Annotated in this window: 13 protein-coding genes; 9 read left to right on the forward strand and 4 right to left on the reverse strand. The window is 73.1% G+C overall.

The window, feature by feature from the left end; genetic code table 11:
* Positions 1-155 precede the first annotated feature (155 nt).
* Entirely contained in the window at positions 156-1,025 is an 870-nt protein-coding gene (locus tag ACIQ7D_RS06685; protein WP_403934276.1) for an ABC transporter permease, read from the forward strand.
* 39 nt (positions 1,026-1,064) lie between these two features.
* Here the strand turns inward: ACIQ7D_RS06685 and ACIQ7D_RS06690 are convergent, their stop codons facing one another.
* The 3 genes from ACIQ7D_RS06690 to ACIQ7D_RS06700 all read right to left on the reverse strand — a co-directional run bounded on the left by ACIQ7D_RS06690 (position 1,065) and on the right by ACIQ7D_RS06700 (position 6,300).
* Positions 1,065-4,400, reverse strand: coding sequence for an ATP-binding protein (locus ACIQ7D_RS06690; RefSeq protein ID WP_403934278.1), 3,336 nt, complete (start codon positions 4,398-4,400; stop codon positions 1,065-1,067).
* Between the two features lie 50 nt (positions 4,401-4,450).
* Positions 4,451-5,131 carry an FMN reductase gene (locus ACIQ7D_RS06695; protein WP_403935031.1) on the reverse strand — a complete coding sequence of 227 codons (681 nt, stop codon included), beginning with the start codon at positions 5,129-5,131 and terminating at the stop codon, positions 4,451-4,453.
* Positions 5,132-5,205: 74 nt separating this feature from the next.
* Complete coding sequence (locus ACIQ7D_RS06700; protein WP_403935034.1) at positions 5,206-6,300, reverse strand: LLM class flavin-dependent oxidoreductase; 1,095 nt, start codon at positions 6,298-6,300, stop codon at positions 5,206-5,208.
* A 259-nt stretch (positions 6,301-6,559) separates the two neighbouring features.
* On the opposite strand from ACIQ7D_RS06700, the gene ACIQ7D_RS06705 reads away from it, so the two are divergent.
* The 8 genes from ACIQ7D_RS06705 to ACIQ7D_RS06740 all read left to right on the forward strand — a co-directional run bounded on the left by ACIQ7D_RS06705 (position 6,560) and on the right by ACIQ7D_RS06740 (position 16,506).
* The gene (locus tag ACIQ7D_RS06705) at positions 6,560-7,714 is read left to right on the forward strand and encodes an alpha/beta hydrolase (protein WP_403934280.1); all 1,155 of its coding nucleotides are present in this window, start codon (positions 6,560-6,562) and stop codon (positions 7,712-7,714) included.
* A gap of 117 nt (positions 7,715-7,831) precedes the next feature.
* Positions 7,832-8,734, forward strand: coding sequence for a helix-turn-helix domain-containing protein (locus ACIQ7D_RS06710; RefSeq protein WP_403934282.1), 903 nt, complete (start codon positions 7,832-7,834; stop codon positions 8,732-8,734).
* A 94-nt stretch (positions 8,735-8,828) separates the two neighbouring features.
* Positions 8,829-9,797: an MBL fold metallo-hydrolase gene (locus ACIQ7D_RS06715; protein WP_403934284.1), complete on the forward strand. Its 969-nt coding sequence runs from the start codon at positions 8,829-8,831 to the stop codon at positions 9,795-9,797.
* Complete coding sequence (locus ACIQ7D_RS06720) at positions 9,794-11,320, forward strand: carboxylesterase/lipase family protein (protein ID WP_403934286.1); 1,527 nt, start codon at positions 9,794-9,796, stop codon at positions 11,318-11,320. Before ACIQ7D_RS06715 ends, ACIQ7D_RS06720 begins: the two co-directional genes overlap by 4 nt.
* Before the next feature lie 309 nt (positions 11,321-11,629).
* Entirely contained in the window at positions 11,630-13,045 is a 1,416-nt protein-coding gene (locus tag ACIQ7D_RS06725) for a diaminobutyrate--2-oxoglutarate transaminase family protein (RefSeq protein WP_403934288.1), read from the forward strand.
* Entirely contained in the window at positions 13,042-14,829 is a 1,788-nt protein-coding gene (locus ACIQ7D_RS06730; protein ID WP_403934290.1) for a pyridoxal phosphate-dependent decarboxylase family protein, read from the forward strand. Before ACIQ7D_RS06725 ends, ACIQ7D_RS06730 begins: the two co-directional genes overlap by 4 nt.
* Positions 14,830-14,914: 85 nt before the next feature.
* Positions 14,915-16,369 (forward strand): lysine N(6)-hydroxylase/L-ornithine N(5)-oxygenase family protein, encoded by a 1,455-nt coding sequence (locus ACIQ7D_RS06735; protein WP_403934292.1) that lies wholly within the window; start codon positions 14,915-14,917, stop codon positions 16,367-16,369.
* Positions 16,369-16,506 (forward strand): hypothetical protein, encoded by a 138-nt coding sequence (locus tag ACIQ7D_RS06740; protein ID WP_403934294.1) that lies wholly within the window; start codon positions 16,369-16,371, stop codon positions 16,504-16,506. The genes ACIQ7D_RS06735 and ACIQ7D_RS06740 overlap by 1 nt, the downstream gene beginning before the upstream one ends.
* Here the strand turns inward: ACIQ7D_RS06740 and ACIQ7D_RS06745 are convergent.
* Positions 16,485-17,510, reverse strand: coding sequence for an ABC transporter substrate-binding protein (locus ACIQ7D_RS06745; RefSeq protein ID WP_403934296.1), 1,026 nt, complete (start codon positions 17,508-17,510; stop codon positions 16,485-16,487). The genes ACIQ7D_RS06740 and ACIQ7D_RS06745 overlap by 22 nt on opposite strands.
* Between the last annotated feature and the right edge of the window lie 19 nt (positions 17,511-17,529).

Genomic DNA, 17,529 nt, shown 5'->3' on the forward strand with positions numbered 1-17,529 from the left:
GAAGCACCCCGGGCCCCCGCGGCCACCGCCCCCCCCCCCCCGCCCCCCCCGCCGGGCGGCCCCGGCGCCGCGCCCGGCGCCCCCCCCGCCGCGGGGCCGGGGGGGGGGGGGCACGGCAGTGGGGCGACCACCCCGACGACGGAGGAGGCGGCGGTATGAGCACCGCGCTCACGAAGACGAAGAACGCACACGGTCCGGTGGATCCCGCGCTCACCTCTCCCATGGCGGAGGATCTGGAGGCCCTGCTGACGGGCCAGGACCGGCCGCCCCGGCCCAGCGGGCTCACCGCCTCGCTCGCCTTCGGCCGGCGGACCATGCTCAAGATCAAGCACGTGCCGGAACAGCTCTTCGACGTCACGGCCTTCCCGATCATGATGGTGCTGCTGTACTCGTACCTCTTCGGCGGTGCGCTGGCCGGTTCCGTCTCGGAGTACATCCAGTTCCTGCTGCCGGGGATCCTGGTGATGAGCGTCGTGATGGTCACGATGTACACGGGCGTCGCGGTCAACACCGACATCGAGAAAGGTGTCTTCGACCGCTTCCGTACCCTCCCCATCTGGCGCCCGGCCCCGATGGTCGGCTACCTCCTCGGGGATGTCGTCCGCTACGTGATCGCCTCGGCCGTCATGCTCGCCGTCGGCACCCTCATCGGCTACCGGCCGCAGGGCGGGGTGCCCGGGGTCCTGGCGGGGGTGGCGCTGCTGCTGGTCTTCTCGTTCTCCTTCTCGTGGGTCTGGACGATGTTCGGGCTGATGCTGCGCAGCGAGAAGTCCGTGATGGGCGTCAGCATGATGGTCATCTTCCCGCTGACCTTCCTGAGCAATGTCTTCGTCGACCCGAGGACGATGCCGGGCTGGCTCCAGGTCTTCGTCAACAACAGCCCGGTCAGCCATGTGGCGACAGCGGTGCGCGAGCTGATGGCGGGCCACTGGCCGACGGCGGCCGTCGCCTGGTCCCTTGGCTGGTCGGCGGTCCTGCTGATCGGCTTCGGCACGGTCACGATGCGCCTGTACAACCGCAGATGACGCCTCGCCGTGACAGCGTGTCGGGGCCGCTCCGTACGTTCACCCGAGACGCCAGTCGACAGGGGGCGTGGTGGGGGCGGGGCGGTAGACGCAGGTGGAGCCGGTGGATACCGATGCCCTGAGATGGGCGGCGAGTTCGGGGTGGAGGGTGTCGAGCTTGCGCAGGGTGTCGCGGATGCGGGCGGTGACCGTCTTCCGGGCCCGTTCCGCCTCGTCGCCGAGGCGCCGGGTACGCCCGCCGAGCCCCGCGGCCCGGCGCAGCTCGTCCAGCAGGGCCTGCCGCTCCCGCTCGCCCTCGGCGGTGCGGGCGGCGTCCCCGCGGGCGTCGGCGCGGTCGATCTCCTCGTCCAGCTCCGCCAGCCGGCGCTGGTAGGCGGCCTTGGCGCGCTCGTCCAGCACGGGGTCGCCGCCCAGCGACCGGGCCGCGGCCACGACGCGCCCGCCCTCCGGGGCGAGGAGTTCCCCGGCGGGCAGGTCGGCGCCCGGTTGGCCGAGGAGCGTATGCAGGTCGCGTAGCCCCTTGGCGTCGGGCACATGGACCGTCCGTCCCGCGAAGCCCAGCGCCCAGACGGTGCCGTCCCGCCGGAACTCGGCCTGCTGGACATCGGCCCCGTGGACCTCGGCCGGCGAAGCGTGGGCGACGGTCTCGCCGGCGGGCTCGGGCGCGACCGGGGTGCCGACGCCGCGAGCGGAGCGGTGGCGGGCGGGCTCCGGGTGGCGGTCCCGGTCCGGGTGGCGGCCCCGGTCCGAGTCCGGATGGCGGTCCCGATCCGGGCCCCGGTGGCGGTCCGGGCCCCGGTGGCGCAGAGCCTCCGTCAGGGCGGTGGACGCGCGGTGCGACCACGGGGCCGCTCCGAGCCGGTCCGCCGCGTCGCGGGCCGCCGTCAGCGCCGCGGCCGCCTCGTCCCACCGCCCGCTCGCCGCGTCCAGCGTGCCGAGCCAGAGGTCGACAGGGCCGCTGATGTCGCAGCCGTACAGGGAGACCATCCACTGCCCCGTGTACGGCGCGAGCGCGGCCCGCGCGCGGGCGATCAGCGCCTCGTCACCCGAGGCGGCGGCCGTCTGGGCGCGGAAGCGCAGCCACAGCGGGGCGTAGACGCGGGGGAACGGCGGGTCGGCCCCGGCCTCCACCTCCCTGAGATACCGGACCGCGTCCGCCGTGTCGCCGCGCTCCAGCGCCGTGAGGGCGGCCGGCAGCCGAGGGTACGGGTAGCCCAGCCCGTCCAGCGTGCCGACCACGGCCTCCGCCGCGTCGAAGCGGCCCCGGTGCAGCTTGAGCGCCCAGTCCAGATGCGCGCTGACGAACGCGTACGGCGCGTGCTCGCGCCATGGCTCCAGCGCCTTGGCCAGCAACCGCTCCGCCTCGTCGAAGCGGCCCGCGAGGGACGCGGCCATGGACAGATCGATGGCGCTGCCGAGCTGGAAGAACCGCTTGCCCGTCCGCTCGGCGAGCGTGACATACGCGTGCAGCTCCGCGTGGAACCGCGGATCGCCCTGCTCCAGCAGCGTCACCCAGCGCATCGCCGTCGCGTGCGCCTCCATGTCGCGGTCGCCGGTGCGGCGGGCGATGGCGGCCATCTCGTCCGTGAGCGCGAGCCGTTCGGCCGCCGTGCCCAGCCCCCAGATCGTGTCGTGGCGCGCCCGCAGCGAGAAGGCGAGCGCGTCGTCGTCCTCCTCGCGGCGCGCCAGCGCCGTGGACCGTACGGTCAGTTCCTGTGCGAGCTGGGCCGGATCGAGCCGCCGCGGATCGGTGCCGCCGCCGATCAGGGTGCGGTGGGCCTCCCGGAGCAGCCCCGCGGTCTGCGCCTCGCGCCCCGGGACGCCGCCCCGGCGGTGCAGGGTGAGCGCCACGCGGGCCAGCAGTTCGGCGTCGCGCAGCTCACGGGCGGGGGCGGCGGCCCGTTCGAAGTACCGCCAGGCCTCCTCCTCCTCGCCGTAGTTCCGCAACTCGCCGCCGAGATCCAGCGCGATCAGCACGGCCCGGCGCGGATCACCGGCCCCGGCCCCCGGCCCATCGCCCCCCGCCCCCGCCTCCGCGCCATCAGCCACCGCCCCCGGCGCATGAGCGCCCGGCGCCGTCCCCTCGGCGATCTCCAGCGCCCGCCGGTAGTGGCCCAGGGTCTCCTCGCCGGCCAGCCTGCTGGAGGCATCCCGCGCCGCCGCCAGCAGCACGTCCAGCCGGCGGTCACGCTCCAGCGCGTCGCCCGCCAGATAGGCGTGCCGGGCCAACTCCGCGGGGAAGAGCCGGCCGTTGAGCGCGGGGTCGCCGTCCAGGGCGCGGACGACCGCGGCGTGGCGGCGCCGTACGTCCTGCTCGGGCAGCGAGACGTACAGCGCCTCCCGTACGAGATCGTGCGCGAAGGCGAACCGGCCGGCCCGCCCGCCCACGACCACCCGGGCGGCCACCGCGCGCTCCAGCAACCGGTCCACATGCGGTACGGGCGCGGCCGTGACGCCTGCCAGCACCCGGCGGTGGAACTCCCGGCCCAGCACGGCGGCCGATGTGAGCAACGCGCTGACTGGCGCCGGCAGTTGGGCGATCCTGCTCCGTACGGCCTGGCTCACCCCGGGCGCCACCGCGGAGAGCGGGCCGCCGCCGTGCCAGAGCCGGGCCGTCTGCTCGACGAAGAACGGATTGCCGCCGGTCCGCCGGTGGACCTCGTCCATGACGGCCGCCTCCGGCTCGCGCCCGGCGGTGAGCGCGAGCAGCGCGCCCACCTCGTCACGGTCGAGCCCGGTCAGCGTCAGCGTCGTCGTCGCCCGCGCGACCAGCGGGAGGAACAGCCCCTGGAGCGGATGGCCCGGCGCCTCCACCTCCACGTCGCGGTAAGCCCCGACGAGCAGCAGCCGCTCGAACCAGGCGTGCTGCGCGGCGAATTCGAGGAGACGCAGCGAGGCGGTGTCCGCCCCGTGCAGATCGTCGAGGACGACCACGACCGGGCGGTCCTGCGCGACGGTGACCAGGGCCGTGGTCACCGCGTCGTACAACACGAAGGCGTCCTGCGGGGAGTTCGCGCCGATCGAGGACCGTAAGGACCGCGCGGACCCCGGCTCCCCCAGCAGCGCCGCGAGCCGGCCGCCCGCCGCTCCCTCGACCTCCGCCCAGCGCCCCTCCCCGACCGCGCGCCGCAGCCCCCGCAGGACCTGCACCCACGGCCAGTACCCCGGCGCGCTGTCCGACTCCCAGCACGAGCCGCCCAGCACGAGCACCCCGCGCCGCCGCGCTTCGTGCGCCGCCCGCGTGACGAGCGCGGTCTTGCCGATGCCGGCCTCGCCCGTGACCAGCGCGAGGCCCCCATGGCTGTCCGTCGTCCGGGCGATCTCCGCCCGGAGGACACCCAGGGGGTGGTCACGCCCGATGAGAGCTGGGGTCATGGTCAAACCATAGGAGACCCCACTGACAACGGACGTTCGTCGCCATCAGATCACTGCGTGACATTCGCGAGAAGCCGCTCGAAAGGCACGACGCCGTCGAACTCGTCCCCGCCTTCGCCGCTTTCGTTGCGCGTCTGACTCTTTTGTCCCTCGCTCCCCCGGTTCAGGTCGCGCGCGGTCCGCCCCTGGAGCAGCCGGCCGAACTCGCCGCCCGCGCGGCCGATCCGGGCCGGCAGTCCGCCCGCGTGCGTGTCGGCCCCGGCGCCCCAGTCGTCCGTCGCGGCGAACACGGCGGTCGGCAGGGTCAGCGCGTGGAGGTACGAGAACAGCGGGCGCATCGCGTGCTCCACCACGAGGGAGTGGCGGGCGGTCCCACCGGTGGCCGCGAGCAGCACGGGTGTCCCGGTGAGCGCGTCGGGGTCGACCAGGTCGAAGAACGACTTGAACAGCCCGCTGTACGAACCGGCGAACACCGGCGTCACCGCGATCACCCCGTCCGCCGCGCTCACCGCCGCCAGCGCCGCGCCGAGCGCGGCTGAAGGAAAGCCGGTGACCAGGTGGTTCGCGATGTCGACGGCCAGCTCGCGCAGCTCGACGATCTCCACCTCCGCCTTGCGGTCCTCGGCGGCGAGCGCCCGCAAGGACGCCTCCGCCAGCCGGTCGGCCAGCAGGCGCGTCGAGGACGGCTTGCCGAGACCGGCCGATACGGCGACCAGCTTCAGCGGTTCCACGGAGCCGCCGGACGCGGCAGCGGTGGCGATGACGGAGGAGTCGGCGGGGGTGGCGGGCGGCACGACGGCCATGGTCAGACCTCCTTCTTCCCGGCCGCGGCGACGGCCGGAGCGACGGCCGGGTGAAGCGGCCCCTCCGGAACCCCGCCGGGCCGCAGGTTCGCGAACTCCTTGCGCAGTACGGGCACGACCTCCTCGCCCAGCAGGTCGAGCTGTTCCAGCACCGTCTTCAGCGGCAGCCCCGCGTGGTCCATCAGGAAGAGCTGGCGCTGGTAGTCGCCGAAGGTCTCGCGGAAGGACAGCGTCTTCTCGATGACCTCCTGCGGGCTGCCCACGGTCAGCGGGGTCTGCTCGGTGAACTCCTCCAGGGAGGGACCGTGCCCGTACACCGGCGCGTTGTCGAAGTACGGCCGGAACTCCCGTACGGCGTCCTGCGAGTTCTTCCGCATGAACACCTGGCCGCCGAGACCGACGATCGCCTGCTCGGGAGTGCCGTGGCCGTAGTGCGCGTACCGCTTGCGGTAGAGGTTGATCAGCTTCTGGAAGTGCCCCTTGGGCCAGAAGATGTTGTTGGCGAAGAAGCCGTCCCCGTAGAAGGCGGCCTGCTCGGCGATCTCGGGCGACCGGATCGACCCGTGCCAGACGAACGGCGGAACCCCGTCCAGCGGCCGGGGCGTCGAGGTGAAGCCCTGGAGCGGCGTACGGAACTTGCCCTCCCAGTCCACGACGTCCTCGCGCCACAGCTTGTGGAGCAGCGCGTACTTCTCGATCGCGAGCGGGATGCCCTGCCGGATGTCCTCCCCGAACCAGGGATAGACCGGCCCGGTGTTCCCCCGCCCCATCATCAGGTCGACGCGCCCGCCGGCCAGGTGCTGGAGCATCGCGAAGTCCTCGGCGATCTTCACCGGGTCGTTGGTGGTGATGAGGGTGGTGGAGGTGGAGAGGATGAGGCGCTCGGTGGTGGCCGCGATGTAGCCGAGCATGGTGGTCGGCGAGGAGGGCACAAAGGGCGGGTTGTGGTGCTCACCCGTCGCGAAGACGTCCAGCCCCACCTCCTCGGCCTTCCGCGCGATGGCGACCATCGCCTTGATCCGCTCGTGCTCGGTCGGTGTACGTCCGGTCGTCGGGTCGGTCGTGACATCGCCGACAGTGAAGATCCCGAACTGCATCGAGCTCACCTCTCGCCTCTTCGGTGGACTGGCGTCTGATCGGCTCCATCGAAATGGTTTAATTTTCAACTTTGCCAACCGCACCGTACAACGGCAGGGGACTCGAAATCTATTCCGGCCCCGCGACGGGGGGTCCGCCCTGCGACCCCAGGTCACTTTAAGTAGATTTGTCATACCAATCCGGAACCCTTGGGTCCGTGATGCCCCTCCTGGTGGGTGGAAGATGCCGGCACGCCCGAGAGGCCCTAGGAGAACGCCGATGCCGCACGCCCGCCATAAGACCCGCCATAAGAAGGGGGACGGAGCAGGGGCGAGCCCTCATAAGCCTCACAAGAAGGAGCGGCGTAAGAGGTGGGTCCTCGGGCTGGCCGTGGCCCTCGTGCTGGGGGCGGGTGCCTGGCCGTCCGTCCTCGGCGCCCTCGGGGTCTTCTCCGACACCGGCGACCCGATCAGCTTCGACCAGGGCGGGGACATGGCCCCCACGCCCGCCGCAGAGGGCGGCGGCGGGCGGCGGCAGGCGGCGGCCGGGGCGTCCGAGGTGCTGATGCCGACCGGGCCGGCCGCCGCGTTCACCGTGGCCGCCACCGTTCCCGAGGACGGGTCCAAGATCGCTGTCACGACGCTGCGGGGGAAGAAGTCCGGATTCACGGGCCGGGTCTGGGTCTGGGCGCCGCCGCAGTACAAGGACCCGAAGTACGCGAAGAGCGGGTTCCCGGTCATGATCGCGCTGCCCGGGGGCGCCGGTTACCCGGTCAACTACTGGATGGGTACGGATCTGAAACTGGAGGCGAGCATCGCCCGGTGGTCCCGGGAGGGCAAGAGCCTGCCCTTCATCCTGGCCATGCCGGTGCTCAACCCCCGCCCCGACACCGGCGGGCTCTACTGGGACGCCAGCGACATCCCCGGCCAGCCGAAGATGGGCACCTGGCTGACCGAGGACGTACCCGACCTCGTCAAGGCGAACTTCCGCACCCTGAAGTCGCGCGACGGCTGGGCGATCATGGGGTCGTCCACGGGCGGATTCGCCGGGCTGAAGTCCGTCCTCCAAAAGCCCCGCCAGTTCAAGGCGGCCCTCGTCTCGGGCCCGGACCTCGTACCGGACTCCCGGCTGTGGGCCGGACACGAACAGCAGGAGCGGGAGAACGATCCGACGGTCCTCGCCCCCGAGCTGATCAGGGCGAAGGGCCCTGACGTCTACCTCGCCTTCCAGGTGGGCACGGTCGGCTCGGACGCCCGGACCAGGCCGAAGGTCGAGGAGTTCGTCCGTACGTACACCAAGGGGCCGATCAGGACCCGGCTCAGCGTGATCCAGGGCGGCGGTCACAATGCGCGCACATACGTGCCGAACATGGCCGACGCCGGTCTGATCCAGTGGATCAGCGCCCATATGCGCGGACCGGTCCCCGCCCCCTGACCCGCACCGGCTCCCGGCCCGCCGGGAGCCCTGCCTGACCCTCCCGTGCCTGACCCTCCCGTGCCTGGCACTCGCAGGGAGAGGCTACGGCGTCCGGGGCGACCCATACTCGGATCCATGAGCGGAAAAGTGCAGCTCGGAGAGTTTCTGCAGGCACGGCGCTCCCGGCTCCGCCCGGAGGACGTCGGGGTGCCCACCTACGGGGAGCGGCGGCGCGTGCCGGGGCTCCGGCGCGAGGAGCTGGCGCTGCTGGCGGGCGTGAGCGCGTCGTACTACGCCCGGCTGGAGCAGGGGCACTCGATGAACGCCTCGCCGGACGTGCTGGACGCGATCGCCCGCGCCCTGTGCCTGGACGAGGCCGAACGCCTGCACCTGTACGACCTGGCCCGTACGGCCAAGCGCCGGGGCCGGGGGCGGCGGCCCGCACCGGAGCGGGTGACGGAGGCGGCCGGTCAACTCCTGGATTCGCTCCCGGACGTGCCCGCGCTGGTGCTCGGCCGCCGCAACGACGTCCTGGCGTGGAACCGGCTGGGCCACGCGCTGTTCGCCGGGCATCTCGACCCCGACGCCCCGGACCGGGCCGGTGAGCGGCCCAACATGGTCAGGATGGTGTTCCTCGACGCCCACACCCGCGACCTGTACGCGGACTGGCCGGCCAAGGCCAGATCGGTGGTGGGGAATCTGCGTCTGGTGGCGGGCCAGTACCCGGACGACACCGCGTTGCACGCACTGGTGGGCGAACTCAGCTCCAAGAGCGAGGACTTCGCGTCGATGTGGGCCGATCACCGCGTCAAGGCGTGCAACGTCGCCGTCCACGAGATGCGGCACCCGCTCGTCGGCACGCTGACCGTCACCCAGCAGACCCTGGGCCACGGGCCGGGCCGGAGCGTCGTGCTCGCCACGACGGACAGCGGCTCGCCCTCGCGTACGGCGCTGACCCTGCTCGTCCAGGCCGTGGCACCGCCGCCCGGCTCCCCGGTCGGTTCCTCCGTGTCCCGGCCCGGGGTCAGCACGGGCTGACCTCCCCTCTTCCCTCTTCTTCCCTCTCTCTGTTCCCTGTGCGTCGGCGTGGCGCTGCCGCATGCCCGAAATCAGTCAAGGAGACCGGAACACCATGCGGAACCAGAACCAGAACCAAAGTCGGAGTCGGAGTCAGGATCCGCACGTGTACGGACTCGCGCTCGGCGAGGTCACCATCACCCGCGTCGGGGAGTTCTCCGGCCCCGTAGGGATGACCCCCGACGTCTTCTTCCCCGGCAGTACGGACGAGGCATGGCAGCGCCACCGCCCCGTACTGGCCCCCGACTTCCTGGATCCCGACACCAACATCTGCGTGTCCGCGCTCCAGACATGGGTGCTGCGCAGCGAGGGCAGGACGATCCTGATCGACACCGGGGCCGGCAACCACAAGGAGCGGCCGTACGCGCCGGTCTGGGGCCATCTCGAAACGGGCTATCTGGAGAACCTGGCCCGTGCCGGGGTCCGGCCCGAGGACGTGGACGTCGTCGTCAACACGCATCTCCATCTCGACCATGTCGGCTGGAACACCGTTCTGCGGGACCGGACCTGGGTGCCGACCTTCCCCAACGCCACTTATCTGATGCCCAAGGCGGACTTCGACTTCTGGAACCCGGCCCACGCGAACGCGTCGGTGTTCGGGCCCGGTAACCAGAACGTCTTCGAGGACAGCGTCGCGCCGGTCCACGCCGCCGGTCAGACGGTGCTATGGGAGGACAGCCACCGTATCGACGCCAATCTGCGGCTGGAGGCGGCCCCCGGGCACACCCCCGGCTCCAGCGTGATCACCCTGGACTCCGGAGGCGACCGCGCGGTGTTCGTCGGCGACCTGCTGCACACTCCGCTCCAGATCATGGAGCCCGACCAGAACAGTTGCTTCTGCGAGGACCCGGCCGGGGCCCGCGCCACCCGTCACCGGATCCTCGGCCGGGCCGCCGACCACAACGCCCTGGTCCTCCCCGCCCACTTCGCCGGTCATGGCGCGCTGGAGGTACGGCGCGACGCGGGCACCTTCGGTATCAAGGAATGGGCTCCGTTCGCGCGGCTCCGGACGGACCGCCCGTGAACCGCCGTCCCGAGGGCCGCCCCTCCCCGCTCACCGTCGCCACGGAGAGCGGCGCCGTACGGGGCCGCCGCCACGGCGGTACGGCCGTCTTCCACGCCATCCCCTACGCCGCCGCCCCCGTGGGCCGTGCCCGGTTCGCCCCGCCCCGGCCGCACACCCCGTGGGCCGGGGTGCGCGACGCCACCGAACCGGGCCCCACTGCCCCGCAGGCCCGGCGCGACGCGTTCGGTGCCCTGGACATGTCCCCGTACTTCGGCCCTGGTTGGGTCAGGGGGGAGGACTACCTCACCCTCACCGTCCACGCGCCCGTGGACGGAAGCGTGGCCATGGACGGAAGCGTGGCCGCCCGGCCGGTGATGGTCTTCGTGCACGGGGGCGGCTTCGTCGCCGGATCGCCCCGCTCCGCGCTGTACGACGGCGCCGCCTTCGCCCGCGACGGCGTCGTGCTGGTCACCGTGGCCTACCGCCTGGGCGTCGCGGGCTTCCTCGACCTGCCCGGCGCCCCCGCCAACCGCGGCCTGCTCGATGTCGTCGCAGCGCTGGGGTGGGTGCGCGACAACATCGCCGCGTTCGGCGGCGACCCCGGCAACGTCACCCTGTTCGGCCAGTCCGCGGGGGCCACCCTCACCGGCGCCGTCCTGGCCGAACCGGCCGCGCGCGGGCTCTTCCGGCGCGCGATCGTGCAGAGCGGCAGCGGACTCGGGGCGCACACCCCCGAACAGGCCGCACGGGTCACGGACGCGGCGGCCCGCGCGCTGGGGGTACGGCCCCGGCTCGACGCCTTCGCCGCGCTGCCCGACGAACGGCTCGTGGAGATCATGCCCCGGCTCGCGGGCATCGATCTCATCACCGCGACCCATCTCGACCCCCTGGCCGGCCTCACCCCGTTCAGCGTCGTACGGGACCGCCAGCCCGCCGACGCCCTGACCGCGCACGCGTACGGCGTCGATCTGCTGGCGGGCGTCAACTCCGAGGAGGGGAACCTCTATCTGGCCCCGCAGGGGCTGCCGGCCTCCACCACACCCGCCGAACTCGACGCCCTCGCCGCCCGCACGCACCGCGACCCGGGCGCACGCGTCGCGGCCCACCGCGCCCGCCGGCCGGGCGCCACCGACGGCGAACTGCGCGCCGCCGTCCTGGGCGACGCGCTCTTCGGCGACGGCACCCGGCACCTGCTCGACGCCCACGCCACCGGCGCCGGCACCGGCACCGGCACCGGCACTAGCGACGCCGTCACGGCTGCCGGCGCCGGGCGGACCTACGCGTACGAGTTCGCCTGGCGCTCGAACGCCCTGGGCGGGCGGCTCGGCGCGGCCCACACCGTAGAGCTTCCGTTCGTCTTCGACACCACGCACCTGCCTCAACTGCACGGTCCCGGCGGCCTGCTGGGGACGCAGGCCCCGCCGCCCGAGCTGGCGCCGCGCACGCACGCCGCCTGGGTCGCCTTCGCCCGTACCGGCGATCCGGGCTGGGAACCGTACACGCCCGGACGGCGCGTCACCCGGCGCATCGCGGAGGAGTGAACGCCGGTTGGCATCTCCCCGAAGAAGACATTAGGTTAGGCTCCCCTAACCATTCCGTGGGAGTCGAGTCCCTGACAGCTCCTCAGCAAAACCTTTGCGGTGCAAGCTGTTGGGCATGCGCCCCTTCCGCCGCACCCCCCACCCCGAGGTAGTGCCAGCCGTGCCCGACCCGCTCCGACCTCCTCCCGGCGACACCCTTCCGCGTGATGTCCCGATCGAGCGGATACGCACGAGGGATTTGATCGTTCTTCCCTACGCGGGCTCGTACGACCGGGAGTTCGTCCTTCCTCGCATCTCCGGAGTCGTGTCATGACCGTGCCCCCCTCGACCGTGCCGCCCGTCGCCCTGCCGGCCCAGGCCACCGCCGCGACCGTGGCGGCCGACGCCATCCTGCGGCGCCAGCGCGCCCGGGAGTCCTCGGCACGCACCTACGCCCGCTCGTTCCCGATCGTCCCCGTCCGCGCCTCGGGCATGACCGTCGAGGGGACGGACGGCCGCCGATACCTCGACTGCCTCTCCGGCGCGGGCACTCTCGCCCTCGGCCACAACCACCCCGTCACCCTGGAGGCCGTCCGGCGCACGATGGACAGCGGAGCGCCGCTGCACGTCCTCGATCTGGCGACCCCGGAGAAGGACGACTTCACGGACGCGCTCTTCGCCACCCTGCCGAGCGGCTTCGCCGACCGCGCCCGGGTCCACTTCTGCGGGCCCGCCGGTACGGACGCGGTCGAGGCTGCCCTGAAGCTGACGCAGACCGCGACCGGGCGGAGCGGGCTGCTCGCGTTCACCGGCGCGTACCACGGCATGACGGCCGGCGCGCTGGGCGTGACCGGCAGCGTCGCCGTCAAGGAGCGGGTCGCGGGCGGCGGGGCCGAGGTGACGCGGCTGCCGTACCCGTACGCGTACCGCTGCCCGTTCGGCGTCGGCGGCGAACACGGGGCCGCCCTCGCCGCCACGTACACGGAGCGGCTGCTCGACGATCCGGCGGGCGGTGTCGTGCCGCCCGCCGCGATGATCGTCGAGGTGGTACAGGGAGAGGGCGGCGCGGTGGCGGCGCCCGACTCCTGGCTGCGCGAGATGCGGCGGCTCACGTCGCAACGCGAGATTCCGCTGATCGTGGACGAGGTCCAGACGGGCGTCGGGCGTACGGGCGCCTTCTGGGCCGTCGAACACAGCGGGATCACCCCCGACGTACTGGTCCTGTCGAAGGCGATCGGCGGCGGGCTGCCGATCGCCGTGATCGTGTACGACGAGAAGTACGACGGCTGGCTGCCCGGCGCCCACACCGGCACCTTCCGCGGCAACACCCTGGCCATGGCGGCGGGCGCGGCGACGCTGCGGTTCGTGACCGCCGAGGGGCTGAGCGAGCGCGCGGCGACCGTCGGCGCCCGGATGACGGCACGCCTCGACGGCCTGCGCGCGGAGCTCCCGGCGATCGGCGACGTACGGGGGCGGGGGCTGATGATCGGCGTCGAACTCGTCGACGCGGAGGCGCCGTCGGACTCCTGCGGCGCCCGCCCGGTCGACGCGGAACTGGCCGTGCGGGTACGGGCGGCCTGTCTGGACCGGGGACTGATCGTGGAGCTGGGCGGGCGGTTCGACGCGACCGTACGGCTGCTGCCACCGCTGACCATCACGGACGAGCAGGCGGATGCGGTGGTGGACCGGCTGGCGGACGCGATCGCGACGGTTTCGAAGGACGCGGCCCAGGGACGGCAGGCATGACCACGCACACCCGGACACAGACGGCCACGCCGGAGGGCGCGCCGCCGGCCCCGCCGGAGGGCGCGCTGCCCATTCCGGCGCAGACCAGGACGTCGGCCGCCTCGGCGCACGTCGCGGCGCCCGGCCCGGAGCAGGGCGCGGCGCCCGGCCCGGAGCAGACCGGGACGTCGGCCGCCCCGCTCTCCGGTGGTACCGGCGGGCCGCAGGCCCTGGAGCCGCTGGTCGCGACCGTTCTGGCCGCCCTCACCGAGGGTGCCGAACGCCGCGACGGCCCCGTCGCCCCCGGCCGCCCCGAGGACATCGCCGCCTCGGTCGCGGAAGCCCTCGCGAGCGGTACGGGCACCGGCGCGGCCAAGGGCGGAGCGACCGGGCACGGCGGCGACGGAGCGAACGGACTCGGCGTCTCCGCCGTGCTCGCGCGGCTCACCGAACTCCTCGCCCACGGCAGCGCCGACCCCGCCGACCCCGCCTGCGCCGCCCATCTGCACTGCCCGCCCCTCGCGATCGCCGTCGCCGCCGACCTGGCCGTCTCCGCGCTCAACCCCTCCCAGGACTCCTGGGACCAGGCGCCCGCCGCGACCACCCTGGAGACCCTGCTGCTCCAGGAGATGGCCCGGCTCGTGGGGTACGACGACACGCGCGCCGCCGGGGTGCTCACCTCCGGCGGTACGGAGTCGAACCTGATGGGCCTGATGCTCGCCAGGGACCGGGTCCTCGGCGCCGCGACCGGCCGGCAGGTCGAACTCTCCGGCGTGGCCGCGAGCGGATCCGCGGGCCGGCCCCGCATCCTCGCCTCCGCGGCCGCGCACTTCTCCGTCCAGCGCGCCGCCGCCCTCCTCGGGCTCGGCGAGGACGCGGTCGTCCCCGTCGCCGTCGACCACGAACTCCGGATGGATCCGCGAGCGCTGGCCGCCGCGCTCGACGGATGTGCCGCTCGCGGTGAACTCCCCGTCGCCGTCGTGGCCACCGCGGGCACCACCGACACCGGCGCCGTCGACCCGCTGCGCGCCTGCGCCGCCCTCGCCGCCGCGCACGGCGCCTGGCTGCACGTCGACGCGGCGTACGGCGGCGGCGCCCTGCTCTCCGACCGGCTCGCGCCGCTGCTGGACGGGCTCGCGCTCGCCGACTCCGTCTCCCTGGACTGGCACAAACTCGGCTGGCAGCCGGCCGCGGCCGGGATCTTCCTGGTCCGCGCGTCGGAGACATACGCCTCGCTCGCGCGCCGCGCGGTCTACCTCAACCCCGCGGACGACGAGGACGCCGGCTACCCGAGCCTGCTCGGCCTGTCGCTCCGTACCACCCGGCGCGCCGACGCCTTCAAGATCGCGGTCACGCTGCGGGCCCTGGGCCGGGACGGGCTCGGACGGCTGGTCGACGCCTGCCGGGAGCTGGCGCTGGCGGGCGCGCACGGTGTACGGGAACACCCCCGGCTGGCGCTGCACTCCGAACCGGTGCTGACCGCCTTCCTGTTCCGGTACGTACCGAACGGCGAGGCCGAGGCCGAGGACGGGACGGCGGCCGCGGCCAGGAGCGACGACATCAACGCACGGCTGCGCCGCAGGCTGCTGCGCGAGGGCCGGGCCGTCGTCGGCCGTACGGAGCTGCCGGGCGAGGGCCCCGGCCGCGTACGCCTCAAGCTCACCCTGCTCAATCCGTACGCCACGACCGACGACGTGGACCGGCTGCTGGCGGCGGTCGTGGCCGCCGGAGAGACGGAGGAGGCGGAGGAGACAGGAGAGGCGGAGGAGAGGGAAGGGGCGGAAGAGACGGGTGTGATGAGGTGAGGTCATCGCAGGGGGCCGCCGAACCACCGGCTCCCGCCCGCTTCGTAACTCCCCGCCCCCACCGTCCCCTTGCGGAGGCCCAGCAGTGACGACCCCTCACGACAGCCACGACCTCGGCAACCCCGGTGAGATCCACGGAGATGTCCCCGGCGATGTCTACGACCTCGTCGGGGTCGGGATCGGCCCGTTCAATCTCTCGCTGGCCGCCCTCGCGGACGGTGTCCCCGGGGCCGGGCCGCGTACGCTCTTCCTCGACGCCAAACCCGCCTTCTCCTGGCATCCGGGGCTGCTGCTGGAAGGAACGATCCTTCAGGTCCCGTTCCTCGCCGACCTGGTGACCATGGCGGACCCGACCAGCCGCTGGTCGTACCTCAACTACCTCCGCGAACACGACCGGATGTTCCCGTTCTTCTTCTCGGAGCGCTTCCACATACCCCGCCGCGAGTACGACCACTACTGCCGCTGGGTCACCGAGAACCTGCCATCCTGCCGCTTCGACGCCCGCGTCACCGACCTGACCTGGGACGAGAGCGCCGAGGCCTTTCTCGTGACCCACCGCTCGTCCGACGGCACCGACTCGTCCGTACGGGCCCGCCAGGTCGTTCTGGGCATCGGTACGGACCCGGTCGTCCCTGACCCGCTGCGCCCGTATCTCCACGGCGACGGCGACGGCGACGGGGACAGGGACGGCGCGAGTGGCCGCGACGGCGGTACGCGGGTGCTGCACAGCGCCGACTACCGCACCCACCGCACCCGGCTGGCCGGCCTCGACGACGTCACGGTCCTCGGGGCCGGCCAGTCCGGCGCCGAGGTCGTCCTCGACCTGCTGCGCCACCAGGACGGCGGCGGCGCGGGCGGCCCGTACGTGCGCTGGCTGGCGCGTACGCCCGCGTTCGCGCCCATGGAGTACTCCAAGATCGGCCTGGAGCACTTCACGCCCGACTACATCCGCTACTTCCGCGCCCTGCCCGAAGCGCGCCGCGAACGGCTCGTACGCGAGCAGTGGCAGCTCTACAAGGGCGTCAGCGAGGAGACGCTGGGCGAGATACACGACGAGCTGTACGAGCGGACGATAGGCGGCACGGAGCCACGCGCCGCGCTCCACCCGGGCGTGGCGGTCGAGGGGATGGAGCGGCGGGGCGGCGGCTACGTACTGACGTGCCGCCACACCGAGCAGGACGAGCTGTTCGAGGTACGGACGGCGGCGGTCGTCTCGGCGACCGGGTACGCGGCGGCGCGCCCCGGCTTCCTGGACGGCCTGGCGAAGCTGGTGGACTGGGACGAGCGGGGCCGCTACCGCGTCGACGGCGACTACCGCGTCGCGCTCGACCGGCGGGTCTCCGGCGCGCTCTACGTCCAGAACGCCGAACTGCACACGCACGGCGTCGGCGCCCCCGATCTGACCCTGGGCGCGTGGCGCGCGGCGACGATCCTCAACGCGGTGGCGGGGCGGACGGTGCTCCGGGTGCCGGAGCGTGCGGCATGGACGACCTTCGGCGCCCCGGGGACGCCGGCCCCCGTCCCCGAGGAGAGCCCCTGATGAACCGCCCGGCCCGCGACGCCTGGGCGCGGACCGGGCGGCGGCTGCTGGTCGAGGCCGTGGAGGAGTTGGCGTACGAGGACCTGTCCGTCCCGGTGCGGGAGGGCGCCCCCGGCTACCGGCCGGCGGACTCGTAGCTCTTCTCCACGGCGTCCAGGATCTGACCGGCGCCCGTGTAACCGATGCCGAGCATCCACAGGTTGTCGTCGACCTTGAAGGCCGTCTTCTTCTTCACCGCTACGAGGTTCTTCCAGAGCGGCCCCGCCGTCGTCTCTGTCTCCTTGGACTTCTTGGCGTCCCCGTAGGCGGAGTAGAAGATGACGTCCGCGTCGGCCTTGTCGATCTGCTCCGGACTGACGTCGAGGGAGAAGCCGTCCTTGTCCTGGTTGGCGGGGCGGCCGACCTGGAGGTCCTTGAAGAGGGAGCCGACGAAGGTGTCGTTGAGGTAGAGCCGGGTGTCCGCGCCCTCGATGAACCGTACGAAGCCGACCTTGAGCCGCTTGGCCTTCTCGGGCCCGCCGAGCGCCTCGGTCACCCGCGTGACGTGTGCTTCGTACTCCGAGACGACCTCCTTCGCCTCGTTCTTCTTACCGAGCGCGTCGGCGTGCAGTTCGAAGTTCTTCCGCCAGGAGGGACCTGTGGTGTCGGAGAAGACGGTGGGGGCGATCGCGGAGAGCGCCTCGTAGCTCTTCTCGTCGCGGACCTTGCTGCTCAGGATCAGGTCCGGCTTCAGTGCGTTGATCGCTTCGAGGTTGGGCTGTGCGATGAGCCCGACGGGCTTGATGCCCCCCAGCCGGCCGGCGGGCAGGTAGGTGGAGAAGGGCGCCTTGTCGACGACGGTGGTGGCCCCGACCGGGGTGACCCCGAGGGTGACGGCCGAGTCGAGCGCGTCGGTGTCCAGCACGACGACCCGCCGGGGCGCGTCCTTGACCTTCACCTCGCCCATGACGGTCGCGACGGTGTGCGTCGCACCGCCGCCGGAGTCGCTGTCCGTGCCCTGGCCCTGGCCCGTGCCCTGGCCGGCCGGCTCGCCGCCGCCGCCGCAGGAGGTGAGCGTGACGGCGAGCGCGGTGACGGCGGCTGCCACGGCGATACGTCGGGTGGCGGCCACGGTGGCACGGCGGGTGAGGATTCTGGACACGGCGGCGGGCCTCCCTGAC

Origin of the sequence: Streptomyces sp. NPDC096310, from assembly GCF_044763125.1 — a bacterium.
In the GTDB taxonomy this organism is placed as follows: domain Bacteria; phylum Actinomycetota; class Actinomycetes; order Streptomycetales; family Streptomycetaceae; genus Streptomyces.